Origin of the sequence: Pelagibius sp. Alg239-R121 (genome assembly GCF_947331435.1) — a bacterium.
Classification (GTDB): Bacteria; Pseudomonadota; Alphaproteobacteria; order Kiloniellales; family Kiloniellaceae; genus Denitrobaculum.
In genome coordinates this window covers 650,404-666,014 of sequence record NZ_CAMZOF010000003.1, presented here as the reverse complement: position 1 = coordinate 666,014, position 15,611 = coordinate 650,404, and the positions used below count along the sequence as shown (strand labels likewise).

At 59.2% G+C, this 15,611-nt stretch carries 12 protein-coding genes; 9 read left to right on the top strand and 3 right to left on the bottom strand.

What is annotated here, in order from left to right; translation table 11 throughout:
- Positions 1–36: 36 nt before the first annotated feature.
- Genes metF through QMZ18_RS13440 form a run of 3 tightly spaced genes read left to right on the top strand, consistent with a single transcriptional unit; the run spans position 37 to position 4,993 of the window.
- Complete coding sequence (gene metF / locus QMZ18_RS13450) at positions 37–1,002, top strand: methylenetetrahydrofolate reductase [NAD(P)H] (protein ID WP_282606805.1); 966 nt, start codon at positions 37–39, stop codon at positions 1,000–1,002.
- A 3-nt stretch (positions 1,003–1,005) separates the two neighbouring features.
- Positions 1,006–4,530: a methionine synthase gene (metH, locus tag QMZ18_RS13445; RefSeq protein ID WP_282606804.1), complete on the top strand. Its 3,525-nt coding sequence runs from the start codon at positions 1,006–1,008 to the stop codon at positions 4,528–4,530.
- 58 nt (positions 4,531–4,588) lie between these two features.
- The gene (locus QMZ18_RS13440; protein ID WP_282606803.1) at positions 4,589–4,993 is read left to right on the top strand and encodes a hypothetical protein; all 405 of its coding nucleotides are present in this window, start codon (positions 4,589–4,591) and stop codon (positions 4,991–4,993) included.
- A 13-nt stretch (positions 4,994–5,006) separates the two neighbouring features.
- Here QMZ18_RS13440 and QMZ18_RS13435 read toward each other — a convergent pair whose 3' ends face one another.
- Together QMZ18_RS13435 and QMZ18_RS13430 are read right to left on the bottom strand one after the other, a co-directional pair.
- Positions 5,007–5,225, bottom strand: a complete 219-nt coding sequence (locus tag QMZ18_RS13435) for a hypothetical protein (RefSeq protein WP_282606802.1) — start codon at positions 5,223–5,225, stop codon at positions 5,007–5,009.
- Between the two features lie 39 nt (positions 5,226–5,264).
- Positions 5,265–6,287, bottom strand: coding sequence for a polyprenyl synthetase family protein (locus QMZ18_RS13430; protein WP_282606801.1), 1,023 nt, complete (start codon positions 6,285–6,287; stop codon positions 5,265–5,267).
- Positions 6,288–6,518: 231 nt separating this feature from the next.
- Between QMZ18_RS13430 and QMZ18_RS13425 the strand changes: the two genes are divergently transcribed.
- The 6 genes from QMZ18_RS13425 to ppdK all read left to right on the top strand — a co-directional run bounded on the left by QMZ18_RS13425 (position 6,519) and on the right by ppdK (position 14,691).
- Positions 6,519–6,734 (top strand): DUF2007 domain-containing protein, encoded by a 216-nt coding sequence (locus QMZ18_RS13425; RefSeq protein ID WP_282606800.1) that lies wholly within the window; start codon positions 6,519–6,521, stop codon positions 6,732–6,734.
- Positions 6,731–7,516 carry a tRNA1(Val) (adenine(37)-N6)-methyltransferase gene (locus tag QMZ18_RS13420; protein ID WP_282606799.1) on the top strand — a complete coding sequence of 262 codons (786 nt, stop codon included), beginning with the start codon at positions 6,731–6,733 and terminating at the stop codon, positions 7,514–7,516. Before QMZ18_RS13425 ends, QMZ18_RS13420 begins: the two co-directional genes overlap by 4 nt.
- A gap of 78 nt (positions 7,517–7,594) precedes the next feature.
- Entirely contained in the window at positions 7,595–8,494 is a 900-nt protein-coding gene (locus tag QMZ18_RS13415; RefSeq protein WP_282606798.1) for a S49 family peptidase, read from the top strand.
- Between the two features lie 490 nt (positions 8,495–8,984).
- Entirely contained in the window at positions 8,985–9,929 is a 945-nt protein-coding gene (locus QMZ18_RS13410) for a glycine--tRNA ligase subunit alpha (RefSeq protein ID WP_282606797.1), read from the top strand.
- A 4-nt stretch (positions 9,930–9,933) separates the two neighbouring features.
- Positions 9,934–12,012, top strand: a complete 2,079-nt coding sequence (glyS, locus tag QMZ18_RS13405) for a glycine--tRNA ligase subunit beta (RefSeq protein WP_282606796.1) — start codon at positions 9,934–9,936, stop codon at positions 12,010–12,012.
- 9 nt (positions 12,013–12,021) lie between these two features.
- The gene (gene ppdK, locus QMZ18_RS13400; protein ID WP_282606795.1) at positions 12,022–14,691 is read left to right on the top strand and encodes a pyruvate, phosphate dikinase; all 2,670 of its coding nucleotides are present in this window, start codon (positions 12,022–12,024) and stop codon (positions 14,689–14,691) included.
- A 214-nt stretch (positions 14,692–14,905) separates the two neighbouring features.
- Here the strand turns inward: ppdK and QMZ18_RS13395 are convergent, their stop codons facing one another.
- Positions 14,906–15,397, bottom strand: coding sequence for a methyl-accepting chemotaxis protein (locus tag QMZ18_RS13395; RefSeq protein WP_322097204.1), 492 nt, complete (start codon positions 15,395–15,397; stop codon positions 14,906–14,908).
- Positions 15,398–15,611: the final 214 nt, after the last annotated feature.

Below are 15,611 nucleotides of genomic sequence, written 5' to 3'. Positions count from 1 at the left end.
GACTAAAGCGACTCTTCACCAAAGGACCAAGAAGCCATGAGCGCCTCGACCCAGTCTCCAAAACCTGCTGCAACTTCTGGCCAGCGCACGATCTTTGCGCCCGGTGATAAGATCGCGAAGGTCTCCTTCGAGTTCTTCCCACCGAAGACCCCGGCCATGGAGCAGAAACTCTGGAACACCATCGATCATCTTCGACCCTTGGCCCCACGCTTCGTCTCCGTAACCTATGGTGCCGGCGGTGGAACTCAGGCGCAGACACTCGAGACAGTTAAGAAAATCCGCAGCAAGACCGACCTGGAACCGGCTGCGCATCTGACCTGCGTCGGTGCCAGCCGTGGCGAAATCGACGATGTTGCACGGGCCTATTGGGACGCCGGAATTCGAAACATCGTGGCTCTGCGCGGCGACCCGCCCAAGACCGATGGTCGTTATCGTCCGCACCCGGACGGCTACGCCTACGCATCGGATCTGGTCGCCGGCCTCAAGCGCATCGGAAACTTCAAAATCTCCGTTGCCGCCTACCCTGAAGTTCATCCGCAGGCGGCCTCTGCCGACGCTGATCTGGACAATCTGAAACGCAAGCTCGACGCCGGTGCCAGTCAGGCCATCACCCAATTCTTCTTCAATCCGGAGGACTTCCTTCGGTTTGTCGACCGGGCGGAGGCCGCGGGAATCTCACAGCCTATCATTCCGGGCATCCTGCCGATCACCAATTTTGAACGGACGGTCGAATTTGCAGCACTCTGCGGTGCCACGGTCCCCGGTTGGCTTGCTGAACTCTTCACCGACCTTGACGACGAACCGGTCGCACGAGGTTTCGTCGCGGCGGCCACCGCCGTCGAGCAATGCCGCTACCTCCAGACCCGCGGCGTCGAGGAGTTCCATTTCTATACCCTCAACCGCCACGAACTGACCGCAGCCATCTGCCGGATGCTGCGCGCGCCCGGACTGCAGAAGGTGACTGAAGTGAAAGAGGACGCCCAACAAGAGGTTCGGCTGTAACAGATGAGTAAATTTCTTCAGGCTCTGCAGGACCGCGTGTTGTTGTGTGACGGCGCCATGGGCAGTCGGGTGCAGGCGATGGATCTGCATTTGGAGCGCGATTTCTGGGACAAGGAAAACTGCACGGAGGTGCTCAATCTGTCGCGCCCGGATGTGGTGATTGAGATTCACAAAGGCTACTACGCCGCCGGCTCCGACATCGTTCAGACCAACAGCTTCGGCGGCTCTCCGCTGACCCTGGGGGAATTCGAACTGCAGGACCGGGCATATGAGATCAATCGCCGGGCCGGCGAACTGGCGCGTGAAGCCTCAGAGACCTTTGGCCCCGATGGACGGGAACGCTTCGTTCTGGGGTCGGTGGGCCCAGGCACGCGCCTGCCTTCGCTTGGCCACATCGGTTACGACGAGCTGGAAACGGCCTTGCAGATTCAATGCGCCGGACTGATCGACGGCGGCGTCGACGGCATTCTGATCGAAACCTGTCAGGACCCGCTGCAGATCAAGGCGGCCGTCAACGCCGCGAAGGACGCCAGAGAAAAGGTTGGCCAGAGCGATCTGCCGATCATGGTGCAGGTAACCGTCGAAACCACCGGCACTCTGCTGGTGGGTACCGACATTGCAGCGGCCGCCACCATCATCGATGCGCTGGATGTTCCGATCCTGGGCCTCAACTGCGCGACCGGTCCTCAAGAGATGGCTGCTCATGTGCGCTGGCTCTCGGAGAACTGGAAAGGCTTGCTGTCCCTACAGCCCAATGCCGGCCTGCCGGAACTGGTCGATGGCTGCACCCACTATCCCCTGACACCCGGTGAACTTGCCAAGTGGCTCGAACGTTTCATCACTGAAGACGGCCTGAACATGGTCGGTGGCTGCTGCGGGTCGACGCCGGAGCACATCTCCGCCATCGACACAATGTTGTGTAATCTTGGAGACTCGAGCGGGAAGTCAGGTTCCCGCCCTAAACCTATTGAGCGCAACCCTTTCTGGATTCCCTCCGTTGCCTCGCTCTACAGCCCAGTCTCCCTGCGGCAAGAGAACGCCTATCTCTCGATCGGTGAACGCTGCAATGCCAACGGAAGCCGCAAGTTCCGACAGCTGCAGGAACAGGGTGACTGGGAAGGCTGCGTCGCCATGGGCGTCGAACAGGTCAAAGAAGGCTCTCACGCGTTGGACGTCTGTACTGCCTTCGTTGGGCGGGATGAAAGCGCGGAGATGGACGAAGTCGTGACCCGTATGCGCGGTTCGGTAACCGCACCGCTGGTTCTCGACTCGACCGAGCTTCCGGTCCTGGAGCAGGCACTGAAGCTCTATGGCGGCAAAGGCATCCTGAATTCGATCAACTTCGAGGACGGCGAGGAACCGGCCGAGAAGCGGGTCAAACTGGCCCGGAAATTCGGTGCGGCGGTTATTGCACTGACCATCGACGAAGACGGCATGGCGAAAGAGGTCGAGAAGAAGGTTGAGGTCGCCAGAAGGCTCTACGACTTTGCCTGCGTAAAGCATGGCCTGCCGCCCCAGGATCTGATCTTCGACCCCCTCACCTTCACCATCTGCACCGGCAATGAGGACGACCGCAAGCTGGGCCTTTGGACGCTGGAGGCCATCGAACGGATTTCGCAGGAGCTGCCGGACTGCCAGATCGTGCTGGGGTTGTCCAATATCTCCTTCGGCTTGAACCCTGCCGCACGCCATGTGCTCAACTCGGTCTATCTGGATCACGCCATCAAGCGGGGACTGACCGGCGCCATCGTGCATCTGTCGAAGATCATGCCGCTTCACAAGATCCCTGAGGACGAGGTCAAGATCGCCGAGGATCTGATCTTCGACCGGCGCACAACTCTGGAGAACGGGGAGACCTACGATCCCCTGCAAGCTTACCTCGCCCTCTTCGAAGGCCGCACCGCGGCGAAAACCGAGAAGAAGGAACGCGCCAAAGACGTGGAAACGCGTCTGAAGGACCGCATTGTCGATGGCGACAAGCAGGGCCTGACGGAGGACCTCGACGAGGCCATGACGACGACGCCTCCGCTGGACATCATCAACATCCATCTGCTGGCCGGCATGAAGGTCGTCGGCGAGCTGTTCGGTGCCGGCAAGATGCAGTTGCCGTTCGTCCTGCAATCGGCCGAGACCATGAAAGCCGCGGTCGCCTATCTGGAACCCTTCATGGACAAGGTCGACGGACAGGAAAAAGGCATCATCGTCCTGGCAACTGTAAAGGGCGACGTCCATGACATCGGCAAGAATCTGGTTGACATCATCCTGACGAACAACGGTTACAAGGTCGTCAACCTGGGCATCAAACAACCGATCGAGAGCATTGTCGCTGCTGTCCGGGAGCACAATGCCGACGCTGTCGGTATGAGCGGCCTGTTGGTCAAGTCCACCGTCGTTATGCGGGAAAACCTGGAGCGTCTCTCCAAGGACGAAGTCGAGGTACCGGTCATGCTCGGCGGTGCCGCCCTGACCCGGCACTACGTCGAGACCGACTGTGTCGCCGCCTATACCTCCGGCCGCGTTGCCTACGCCCGCGATGCCTTCGACGGACTGGATCTGATGCAGAAAGTCGTGGCCAACGATTTCGACAACCATGTCGCGGAACGCAAAACCAAGATCGAAAGCCGCAAGGTCAATACCAAGAAACAGCTTGGACGGCCCGCCGATGCGGATCAGCGTCCGGTCGACCTGGAGGAGACTCGCCTGCGCCGGGAAGAACTGGCTGAAGGAGTGGAAATCCCCGAACCGCCTTTCTGGGGACCTCGGGTCATCGCCCGCGCACCGGTCGATGCGTTACTGCCTTTCCTGAACGACCGCATGCTGTTTCAGTTCCAATGGGGTTATCGCAAAGACGGCCGTTCTCTCGAGGATTACATGGTCTGGGCCCGTCAGGAACTGCGGCCTGTACTCAAGCGCATGCTTGACGTCTGTAAGCAGCAGGATGTCCTGCGGCCTCAGGCAGTCTACGGTTACTGGCCTGCGAACGCAGAGGGCAATGACGTCATCCTGTTCGATGCCGAGGATCACGACAAAGAGGTCGGCCGTTTCACCCTGCCCCGGCAGGCCCGCGAAGGCGGCCTCTGCATCGCCGACTTCCTGCGCGATGTTTCAACGGGCCAACGCGATGTCCTGGGAATGCAGATCGTCACCATGGGCCAGCAGGTAGCCGACGTCGCCCGCGAGTGGTTCGCCGACAACCGCTACCAGGATTATCTCTACCTGCATGGCCTCGGCGTGGAATTGACCGAGGCGCTTGCCGAATACGTCCACAAACGCATTCGCGGCGAGTTGGGCTTCGGTCACGAGGACGACCGCGATATGGCCAAGATGTTGCAGCAGGGCTATCGCGGCTCCCGCTATTCGTTCGGCTACCCGGCCTGTCCAAATCTGGAGGATCAGCATCATCTGCTGAAGCTGCTGCACGCCGAGCAGATCGGTGTGGATTTCTCCGACGAGTTCCAGCTTCACCCCGAGCAATCGACCAGCGCCATTGTGCTGCATCACCCGCAGGCAAAATACTTTTCGGTCTAACCGCCCAGGCTCCTTCGTTTCAGAGAAGCGGAGGAGTCAGCAAGAGGAGTCAGATAGAATGAGCAACCTCGCAACGATCCATAATTTTCCCCGGGGCAACCAGAACCCCGATCTCGGCGCCGCGCCGGCCTGTACCCTCAAAAGTGTTGAGGAGGCCGAGCGCGCCGAGCGCTGGTGGCTGGAGCAATGGTCGGCTTTTCCGACTTACAGTGTGGATGCAGAAGGCACTTCGCACTATTGGGACGTACCGGATGACAGCGGCGTCTATCAGGATGACTGGCCGTTGGGCGAGAAGTTGGCTGAAGATACGATCCGCCAAATGCGCCGCTTTCCGGAAGGCAGCACCGTTCTGCGCCATATCCTACGTGAAATCGATCAGACTTCGACCATCGCCCAGGGTTTTCTGAACCGACTGGAAGACGTTCTGATTTCACCGGAACTCTACGCGAAGCTCGAGAAATAATGAGCCGTCTGGCTCATTTACCGCCCGGTGCGCCGTATTCGTCGATGAAGCGCTGGAAAACACGTTCCAGCGCCTCCGGTTCAGCGATTTCTTCGAGGTTCTCGAGGAGGATCGTCAACAGGTAGTTGTTGCCATAGCCATAACTGGCATTAAGCGCCCGCAACTGGTCATAAGCCGACTCAGATAACGCAGCATTGAAGCGTTTGGGCAGAGGGTACGATTTTTTTGCCACGGGACAGCTCCCGCAAAAGTCCAAAATAAGACTACGCCGTCAATATGCCCGGTCGATGGAAAACTCGACCGCTTCCAGCAGCGCACTCTTGATTGCGGAGTCGGGGAAACCTGTCAGAGCCGCACAGGCTTCGCGGCCATAGCTCCGAGCTCGCTCCATGGAGTCTTCCATGGCATTGTGCTTGGCGAGCAGTTCGATCCCACGCTCCAGATCACCGTCTTTTTGATCCAGCTCTTCCAGGCAACGACGCCAGAATGTCCTTTCCTCGTCGCTGCCGCGCGCGAAGGCGAGCACGACCGGCAGCGTAATCTTGCCCTCGCGGAAATCGTCACCAATGCTTTTACCCAGTTCCGCCTGACGGGCTGAGAAGTCCAGCACGTCGTCGACAAGCTGGAAAGCAATGCCAAGACTGCGGCCGTAGCGATCCAACGCCTCAGCATCTTCTTCCGGACGATCGGCAACCACGGCACCGATCCGGCAGGCCGCTGCAAAGAGGGCTGCAGTCTTCGAACTGATCACCTCAAGATAGGCTTCTTCAGTGGTCGTCGTATCGTTGGAGGTCAGGAGTTGATGCACCTCGCCTTCGGCAATGATGGCCGAAGCGTCGGAAAGAATGCGCAGAACCTCGAGAGAGCCGTCCGCCACCATCAATTGGAACGCCCGGCTGAAAAGGAAGTCGCCGACCAAAACACTGGGCTTGTTACCATAAAGCGCATTTGCCGTGGCCAATCCACGCCGCAGATCACTCTCGTCCACGACGTCGTCATGGAGCAGGGTGGCCGTATGGATGAATTCAACACAGGTTGCCAGGGCTAAGTGACGCTCGCCCTGGTAACCGCAGAGCTGGGCGGACGCCAGGGTCAGCATCGGGCGCAGGCGTTTGCCGCCCGCGGCCACGATATGCCCCGCAAGCTGGGGAATAAGGGCGACCGGAGATTGCATGCGCTCTACAATGAGCCCATTGACCGCCCGCATATCCTGGGACACCAAAGCCGAAAGGGCTTCCAGTCCCGCTTTTGCAGGCGCGCTTGCCGAATCATTTATGTCGAGGGCGACAGCCAAGTTCCTAGCCTCACTCTTCCTGCGGTCCTTCCGGTATGCTTTACCAGAACGAAGCCGTCAGGCTATGTATTGACCTCAGAATAGATTTAACCGCAGGCCGGTCAAGCCCGACAGGATGTCGCACAATAAATCCTTGGTGATTGGCGGGATATTCCTGGCGTAAACTCCACTAAATCACGTCTGTACCTATGACGTGGCAGCAAGGACGCGGAAAACCTCGATCGGGAGTATATGAAAGAGCTGTTTCGAAGCAACGACCCGGTGAAGTTGTCCTGGTTACAGGCTTTGCTGGCGGATTCAGGGATCGGATGCCTGGTACTCGACAATCACGCATCTGTGATCGAAGGTTCCATCGGAGCCATTCAACGCCGCGTCATGGTCGCCGACGATGATTTGGATCGGGCGGTCCAACTCCTTAGCGAAACAGGTGAAGAGAGCGCCTGGTGAGCGATCCCGCCCCTCCTCCGGGCGCTGATGCCGGCCAAGCGGGTACAACCGAAGACGCCCTCCTGGACGGGCGCATCGTTCTCCAGCAACCCAAAGAAGGTTACCGAGCCGCGATCGATCCGGTTTTCCTTGCAGCTGCCGTCGCGGCCAAGCCAGGTGAACGTATTCTCGACCTGGGAAGCGGAGTCGGTACTGCAGGTCTGTGCCTGTTGAACCGGGTGCCCGGTATTCAGGTGACCGGCCTGGAGATTCAGGGCGACCTGGTGGCATTGTCGCGGCAAAATGCCGCAGGTAATGATCTTGCGTCGCGATTCGAGGCAATCGAGGGCGATATCCTCTCGCTTCCGCCGTCGCTACCCCTGGAATCCTTTGATCACGTGATCTGTAACCCGCCATACTTGGCATCGGGCGCTGCGCGCCCCTCCCCCAATCTCGCACGTACAACAGCGAACCAGGAAGGCGACGCACAGCTGACCGACTGGATTGAGGCCGCTGTTGCGCTTGTCCATCGAAAAGGGAGCATCACCTTTATTCATCGGGCCGACCGTATCGACACCTTGATACAGGGATTGACCGGACCGACTGGCGGTCTGCGTCTGTTTCCCCTCTGGCCAAAGGCAGGAAGAGCGGCGAAACGCGTCATTCTGCAATCCCGGAAAGCCGTAGCGAGCCCTACGATCATGGCTGCCGGCCTCATCCTGCATCAAGACGACGGCCAATTTACGAAAGCCGCCGATGACGTCCTCAGGCACGGCGAAGCCCTTAATCTATCCTGCGTTTGAGCCCGAGAGCGTGCTTCAAAGACCCTATTGGGCAGGTTGCTATTGGCAGAACTAAAGCAGCTGCCTATGTTCCCAGGCATGAAACTCAAAAGTCTGCTCTCTTTTCTGCCGATTAAGGCCTTCAAGGAAACCGAGCCCGTTGTCGCAGTGATTCGCCTAAACGGCGTCATCGGCGCCGCCGGGCCCTTACGCGGTGGTATGACCTTGGCAGGGTTGGAAAAGCGTCTCGACCAGGCCTTCAAGATTAAGAATCTCGAAGCCGTCGCGCTTGCCATCAATTCACCTGGCGGATCGCCCGTCCAATCGGACCTGATTGCAAAACGAATTCGGGACCTGGCAGGCGAGAAATCCGTGCCGGTCTATGCCTTTTGCGAGGATGTCGCGGCGTCGGGCGGTTACTGGCTAGCCTGTGCAGCCGATCACATCTATGCACAGGAATCCTCGATCGTGGGCTCAATCGGTGTGATTTCTTCCGGTTTCGGGTTTCCGGCTGTCCTGGAGCGCTTTGGCATCGAACGCCGGGTGCGCACGGCGGGTCATCGCAAATCCACCCTGGATCCCTTCGAAAAAGAAGATCCGGAAGACATTGCGCGGCTTGAAGGCATTCTGAAGGAACTCCACGAGACCTTTAAAAACATGGTGACGAGCCGGCGCAAGGATCGGCTTAAGGAAGAACCAGAGGTTCTGTTCAGTGGCGAGTTCTGGACCGGGACCAAAGCCGTAGAGATGGGCTTGATCGATGGAATCGGAGAGCTGCGGAGCACGATGCGGGAGCGGTTCGGTGAAAAGGTCAAGCTGATGCCGCTCGAGGATGCGCGGCCCTGGTGGCGCAAACGGATGGGTTTTGGTGCCACCGGCGGCCTCGGCGAAATACTCTCTGGCGGAGGTCTCGCAGCCGTGGCAGAACCGCAGGAATGGGTGCAAGGGCTTGTCTCAGCAGCTGAAGAACGGGCACTCTGGTCGCGATTCGGGCTATAATAAACAGAAACGAGATGGCGGGGCGGGAACTGGCACAGACCCGGCCCTAGATCCGGCGTAAACTAAGGACAGGCGATGTTCGGACTCCCTTCAATCGGAAAACTAATGGTCCTGGCGGCCATTTTGGGAGCCGTCTGGTACGGTTTCAAGATGATCGGTCGGATGCAGCAGAACCGAGACGCACAAGAGCGGCAAAAATCAGCAGACTCGAAAGGACCGGATTCGGCCGCTGGGAACAGCGAGAACACCGCCCTGGATCTGGTTCAATGCCCAGCTTGCAAGTCCTATATTCCACCGAACAGCAAGTGTCACTGCGGAAGCCAGGTATAGGCTTAAAGACAAGACCAGGACGCCGCCCGGACACAACTCTGGAGAAAGACCGGCCACGGGCTTTTCAAACCGCGTCGTTTCGTCTGTTCCGCCGCTTGATTCCGGCGCCAGCCGGGGATAAGGTGCGCCCCGTTTCGCAGCGCAACAAAAATGAGGCCCCATGTCCGAGGCCGGCACTCTCCGCCCCGCAAATCCCGAAACCTGTTTTCAACGCCTGATCCTAAAGCTCCAGGACTATTGGGCGCGTCAGGGTTGCGTCATCCTGCAGCCCTACGATCTGGAAGTCGGCGCAGGCACCTTTCATCCGGCAACGACCTTACGCGCCTTGGGTCCGGGGACCTGGAATGCGGCCTATGTGCAACCTTCACGGCGACCGACTGACGGCCGCTACGGCGAAAACCCCAACCGTCTGCAGCACTATTATCAGTTTCAGGTCCTGATGAAGCCCTGCCCGCCCAATAGCCAGGAACTCTACCTGGGTTCGCTGGACGTTCTGGGCATCGACCCCAAACTGCATGATATCCGCTTTGTCGAGGATGACTGGGAAAGCCCGACACTGGGCGCCTGGGGTTTGGGCTGGGAAGTCTGGTGCGACGGCATGGAAGTCAGCCAGTACACCTATTTCCAGCAGGTCGGCGGCATCGACTGCGATCCGGTACCGGTGGAACTGACCTATGGCCTTGAGCGGCTGATCATGTATGTCCAGGGCGTCGAGAACGTGTACGACCTGGATTGGGATGGGATCCCCAAGGATCAGGGCGGCAAGACCTACGGCGACGTCTTCCTGCAGGCCGAGAAGGAATTCTCGACCTTCAACTTCGAGGTCGCGAGCACCGACATTCTGTTCCAGCACTTTGCCGACGCGCAGAAGGAATGCCAGCACATCCTGGAATTCGGCCGCGAAAACGGGCGGCTTCTGCCCCTGCCCGCCTATGACCAGTGCATGAAGGCGAGCCACCTCTTCAATCTGCTCGACGCCCGCGGCGTGATTTCGGTGACCGAACGACAGGCCTACATCGGTCGGGTACGTGAGCTCGCGAAGGCCTGTTGCGAGGCCTGGCACGAGACACAAATGGGTTATGAATCCCAGAAGGATAAGGCGTAAAGCCATGGCCGAGCTGCTTTTCGAGCTCCTCAGCGAGGAAATCCCCGCCCGCATGCAAGCCAAGGCAGCCGCGGATCTGAAACGCTTGGTTTCGGAACGCCTGAAGGCCGCCGGCTTGGCATATTCGTCGGTCGAGAGCTACGCGACACCGCGTCGGATTGTCCTGGTGGCAGACGGCCTCCCAGACAAACAACCGGATGTTTCGGAGGAAAAGAAAGGCCCCAAGGTCGGGGCGCCAGAACAAGCCATTGGTGGCTTTCTGAAGGCCAATGGGCTGACATCGGTTGACGAAGCCGAAGTGCGCGAGACCCCCAAAGGCAGCTTCTATTTCCTGGTCAAGGAGATTGCCGGGCAGGCAACCGCCGAAGTTTTACCCGGCATTCTGATCGAGTCGGTTCAGGCTCTGCCCTGGGCCAAGTCCATGCGCTGGGCCCGCACCGGCTTCCGCTGGGTTCGTCCGCTGCATTCAATCGTCGCCCTCTTCGACGCACAGGTTCTGGAGGGCGCGTTGGATCTGGGTAACGGTATGAAGGTGCACTTCGGAAACAGCACCGTCGGTCACCGATTCATGAGTGATGGTGGACCGATCGAGGTGACCGGCTTCGCCGACTACAAAGAAAAGTTGGCAGCGACCAAGGTCATGCTCGACCCGGCAGACCGCCGTCGGGTCATTGCAGAGACAGCCGATAGAATCACGTCCGCCGAGGGCCTGTCCCTCAAAACCGACGAAGCCTTGCTCGACGAAGTCAGCGGTTTGGTGGAGTGGCCGGTCGTGATGATGGGAAACATCGACGAGGATTTCATGTCCTTGCCGCCTGAAGTCCTTTCGACCTCCATGCGCAGTCATCAGAAATACTTCTCAGTGCAGGACGGCGACAGGCTCGCCAACCGTTTCCTGTTCGTCGCCAATATGGAAGCCGACGATGGCGGCGCGACCATCATCGAGGGCAATAAGCGGGTGCTGAGCGCCCGCCTCGCCGACGCGCGTTTCTTCTGGGATCAAGACTGCCAGCAACCTCTGACCAGCCGCACACCGGCGCTATCCGATATCGTATTCCACGCCAAACTGGGTACTCTCGATCAAAAAGTGGACCGGGTCGAGGCGCTGGCCGCTGAACTGAGTGCCTATATACCAGGTGCCGACAAGGATCGTGCCCGCTCTGCAGCACGCTTGGCCAAAGCCGACCTTGTCACAGGCATGGTTAGCGAGTTTCCCGAGCTGCAAGGTATTATGGGGCGCTACTACGCCCTTCAAGACGGCGAACATGTCGAGGTCGCCCAGGCGATTGCTGAACACTATTCACCGCTGGGCCCAAGCGACGCCTGTCCTTCCGCCCCGGTTTCGGTTGCGGTTGCCCTGGCTGACAAAATCGACATCCTGATCGGTTTTTTTGCCATCGACGAGAAACCAACCGGCTCGAAGGACCCTTATGCCCTGCGGCGGGCCGCATTGGGTGTTATTCGGCTGATTGTCGAGAACGGTTTGCGGTTGCCTCTCAAAGCTATCTTCGAAGCGGCGCAAAAACTCTATCCGCATCTTGATTCCACCTCTGTTGGACCGGATCTCATGGTGTTCTTCGCCGATCGCCTGAAAGTCGCACTGAAGGACAAAGGTGTGCGCCACGATCTGGTCACTGCCGTCTTCGCGCTGGGCGGCGAGGACGATCTGGTGCGCCTGCTGGCCCGCGTCGAGGCTCTGGGAGCCTTCATCGACAGTGAGGACGGCGCCAATCTTTTGGTCGCCTTCAGACGTGCGGCAAACATTGTCCGTATCGAGGAAAAGAAGGATAGCACCAGTTATAGCGGCGAGGTCTCGCAGGAAGCGTTCGAGCAGAACGAGGAGCGCGCACTGTTCGATGCGCTGGAGCAGGGATCTGCAACTGCCGGAAGTGCCCTGTCAGAAGAAGATTTTACCGCCGCCATGGCGGCGTTGGCCCAGCTGCGGCAGCCGGTCGATCGTTACTTCGAAGATGTGACGGTCAATGCGAAGGATATCGACCTACGGGTCAACAGATTAAGGCTTCTTTCTCGTATTGGTGCGACCTTGGGTCGGGTCGCGGATTTCTCCAAAATCGAAGGGTAATCGAGTTCAATGACTAAGTGGGTCTACAGTTTCGGTGACGGAACAGCAGATGGCCGTGCCGACATGCGAAACCTTCTGGGTGGCAAGGGGGCCAATCTGGCCGAAATGTCGTCGCTCGGCTTGCCGGTGCCCGCAGGCTTCACCATCACGACCGAGGTCTGCACTGCCTATTATGACAACGACCGGCGTTATCCCGATGAACTCGCGGGTCAGGTCGATACGGCACTTGCTCAGATCGAAACCCTCGTTGGCGTGAAGTTCGGGGATCCGCAGAACCCCCTTCTGGTGTCGGTGCGTTCCGGTGCGCGGGCCTCCATGCCGGGCATGATGGATACGGTCCTCAATTTGGGCCTAAACGACGAGACCGTGCGTGGTCTTGCCGCGGCATCCGGTGACGAACGCTTCGCCTACGACAGCTACCGCCGCTTCATACAAATGTTCGGCGACGTGGTGCTGGAAGTCGACCATCACCACTTCGAGGACATTCTTGAGCTCCACAAAGAAGACCGCGGCCATGCCATGGACACCGACCTCGACGCCGACGACTGGCGCAAGGTAATCGAAGGCTTCAAAGCCAAGATCGTCGAGGAGACCGGTGAGCCATTTCCGCAGAACCCCAAGGATCAGCTCTGGGCCGCAATCTCGGCCGTGTTCGGATCCTGGATGAACCAACGCGCCATCACTTACCGCCGCCTCAACGCGATCCCGGCCGCCTGGGGTACCGCGGTTAACATTCAGGCAATGGTCTTCGGCAACATGGGCGATGACTGCGCCACCGGGGTCGCCTTTACCCGCGATCCCTCGACCGGCGAGAACATCTTCTACGGCGAATATCTGGTGAACGCACAGGGCGAAGACGTGGTTGCGGGGATCCGCACGCCGCAGCACCTGACCATCCAGGGCAAGAACGCCAACGGTTCCGACCTGCCGGCCATGGAAGAGGTCATGCCTGAAGTCTTCGGACAGCTTAACGATGTGCGCCTGCGTCTGGAAAAGCACTACCGTGATATTCAGGACATCGAATTCACGGTGCAGCGCGGCAAGCTCTATATGCTGCAGACCCGTTCCGGCAAACGTACCGCCCCCGCAGCTCTCAAGATTGCCGTCGACTTCGTGAACGAGGGGTTGATCACAGAGGCCGAAGCTATTACCCGGGTCGATCCGGCGGCTTTGGATCAACTGCTTCATCCGACGCTTGACCCAGATGCCCCGCGCCACATCCTGACCCGTGGCCTGCCGGCCTCCCCCGGGGCAGCCTCGGGAAAAATCGTGTTCAGCGCCGATGCCGCGGAAAAGCAGGCTGCCGCCGGCGAAGCCGTCATTCTCTGCAGGATCGAAACCTCGCCAGACGACATCCACGGCATGCACGCCGCCCAGGGAATCCTGACGACACGTGGCGGCATGACCAGCCACGCGGCCGTGGTCGCGCGTGGCATGGGACGCGCCTGCGTGGCCGGTGCCGGTGAACTCCGCATCGACTACAAGGAACGCATTCTGCGGGCCCGGAACGAGGAACTCCGCGAAGGTGATCTCATCACCATCGACGGCGGCAGCGGCGAAGTGATGAAAGGCGAGGTCCCAACCATCCAGCCCGAGCTGTCCGGCGATTTCGGGGTGCTCATGGGCTGGGCCGATTCGATCCGCCAGATGCGGGTACGCACCAATGCCGACACCCCGAACGACTGCCGAACTGCCCGTTACTTCGGCGCAGAAGGCATCGGACTCTGCCGTACCGAGCACATGTTCTTCGACGCCGAACGGATCATCGCCGTCCGGGAGATGATCCTGGCCGACAACGAAGCAGAACGCCGCGCCGCGCTGGCGAAAATCCTTCCCATGCAGCGCCAGGATTTCATCGAGATCTTCGAGATTATGGAAGGTCTGCCGATCACCATCCGGCTTCTCGATCCACCGTTGCACGAGTTCCTGCCGCACGGCGAAGCAGAGCTGGAAGAGTTTGCAGAAGCCTCCAATGCACCGCTCGAACTGGTTCGCAGCCGGGCCGGCAAGCTTTCCGAGAACAACCCGATGCTCGGGCATCGTGGCTGCCGCCTCGGCATCTCCTATCCCGAGATCTACGAGATGCAGGCCCGCGCGATCTTCGAAGCCACCGCAGCCGTCGCCAAGGAACACGGCAATACAGTCGAGCCCGAGGTCATGATCCCGCTGGTCGCCATGAAGAAGGAAATCGAGATCCTTAAGGCCCTCGTGGATCGAGTGGCCCGCGAAGTGATGACCAGCGAGGGGATCGAAATCAAATACCTGGTCGGCACGATGATCGAGTTGCCGCGGGCGGCTCTGCTCGCCAGTGAAATCGCCGAAGAAGCCGAATTTTTCAGCTTTGGGACCAACGATCTGACTCAGACCACCTTCGGGCTGTCGCGGGATGATGCGGGGAACTTTCTTGGCACCTACGAGCAGCGCGGCATTATTGAGCAGGATCCCTTCATCTCGCTGGACCACAGCGGTGTTGGCGAACTGGTGAGCATTGCCGTTGAACGCGGCAAGGCGCAGCGGCCCGACATCAAGCTCGGCATCTGCGGAGAGCATGGCGGCGATCCGGCATCGATCGACTTCTGCCAGAAGGTCGGCCTGGATTACGTCTCCTGCTCGCCCTATCGCGTACCCATCGCCCGTCTTGCTGCAGCGCAGGCTGCTTTGACGACACAAAAGACCTGACCGACGAGGCTTCACGCCTCGCTCGTTAGAGCAGTTAACGTTTAAACGGACTCAAATTGCACGCCTCTCAATCAGCAAGCTGCTGATCTCGGGCACAAATTTTGAAACTCTGCGATTCCAGAAAACGCAACCCGTTATAGGTACGCAAAAACAAAAAAAGAGCGGACCAGGCACGAAGCCCGATCCGCTCTTTAAATTTCGATACCCGGGAAGTTTACATCGTGACGCCGCCCTGCATGGCCGGTTCAGCCGGCTCACTTGCAACCGGCGCGGCAGCCGGCTCGGGTACTGTCACCTTCGCTGCTGGCGCAGGCGTGGGAGCAGCAGGCGGGCTGGCGACCGGAGACTGACCTGGGTTGTTGCTCAAAGCAGCTTTGGCGGAATGGCTGCGCGTCGTCAGGCGCTCGGCCTGTTCTGTCAGAGTCTTCAGCGTTTCACTGATTTCCGACGTCGCGGCAGAGGTCTGATTGGCAAGCTGTTTGACTTCGCCGGCCACAACGGCAAATCCCTTACCGGCTTCACCGGCCCTGGCGGCCTCGATGGTTGCGTTCAGAGCCAATAGGTTGGTCTGCTTCGCGATAGCATCGATCTGCTGGGCGACCTTGCCGACCTTCTCGATTTCCTCACTCAAGAGGCGTGATTCTTCCTCGATGCCTTCGATAACATCGACAACATTGTTAAAACCTTCGTTCGGTGCAGTGTTCATAGCGGAGGACCGGCCAGCTCCCATGAGTTTAAGAAAATTTTGACGAGCAGATAAGGCAAGCGTTCATCGTGAGACCGAGAAATAGCACCTCAAACTTAACAGCCGATTAACCGAACCTAACGGTCTGACGTACTGTTCCCTACGGTCGTATCAAATTTAGACCTTCAACCACAGCGGTCGTTGCCAATCACCGCAAATCCACGTGCGCTGGCCC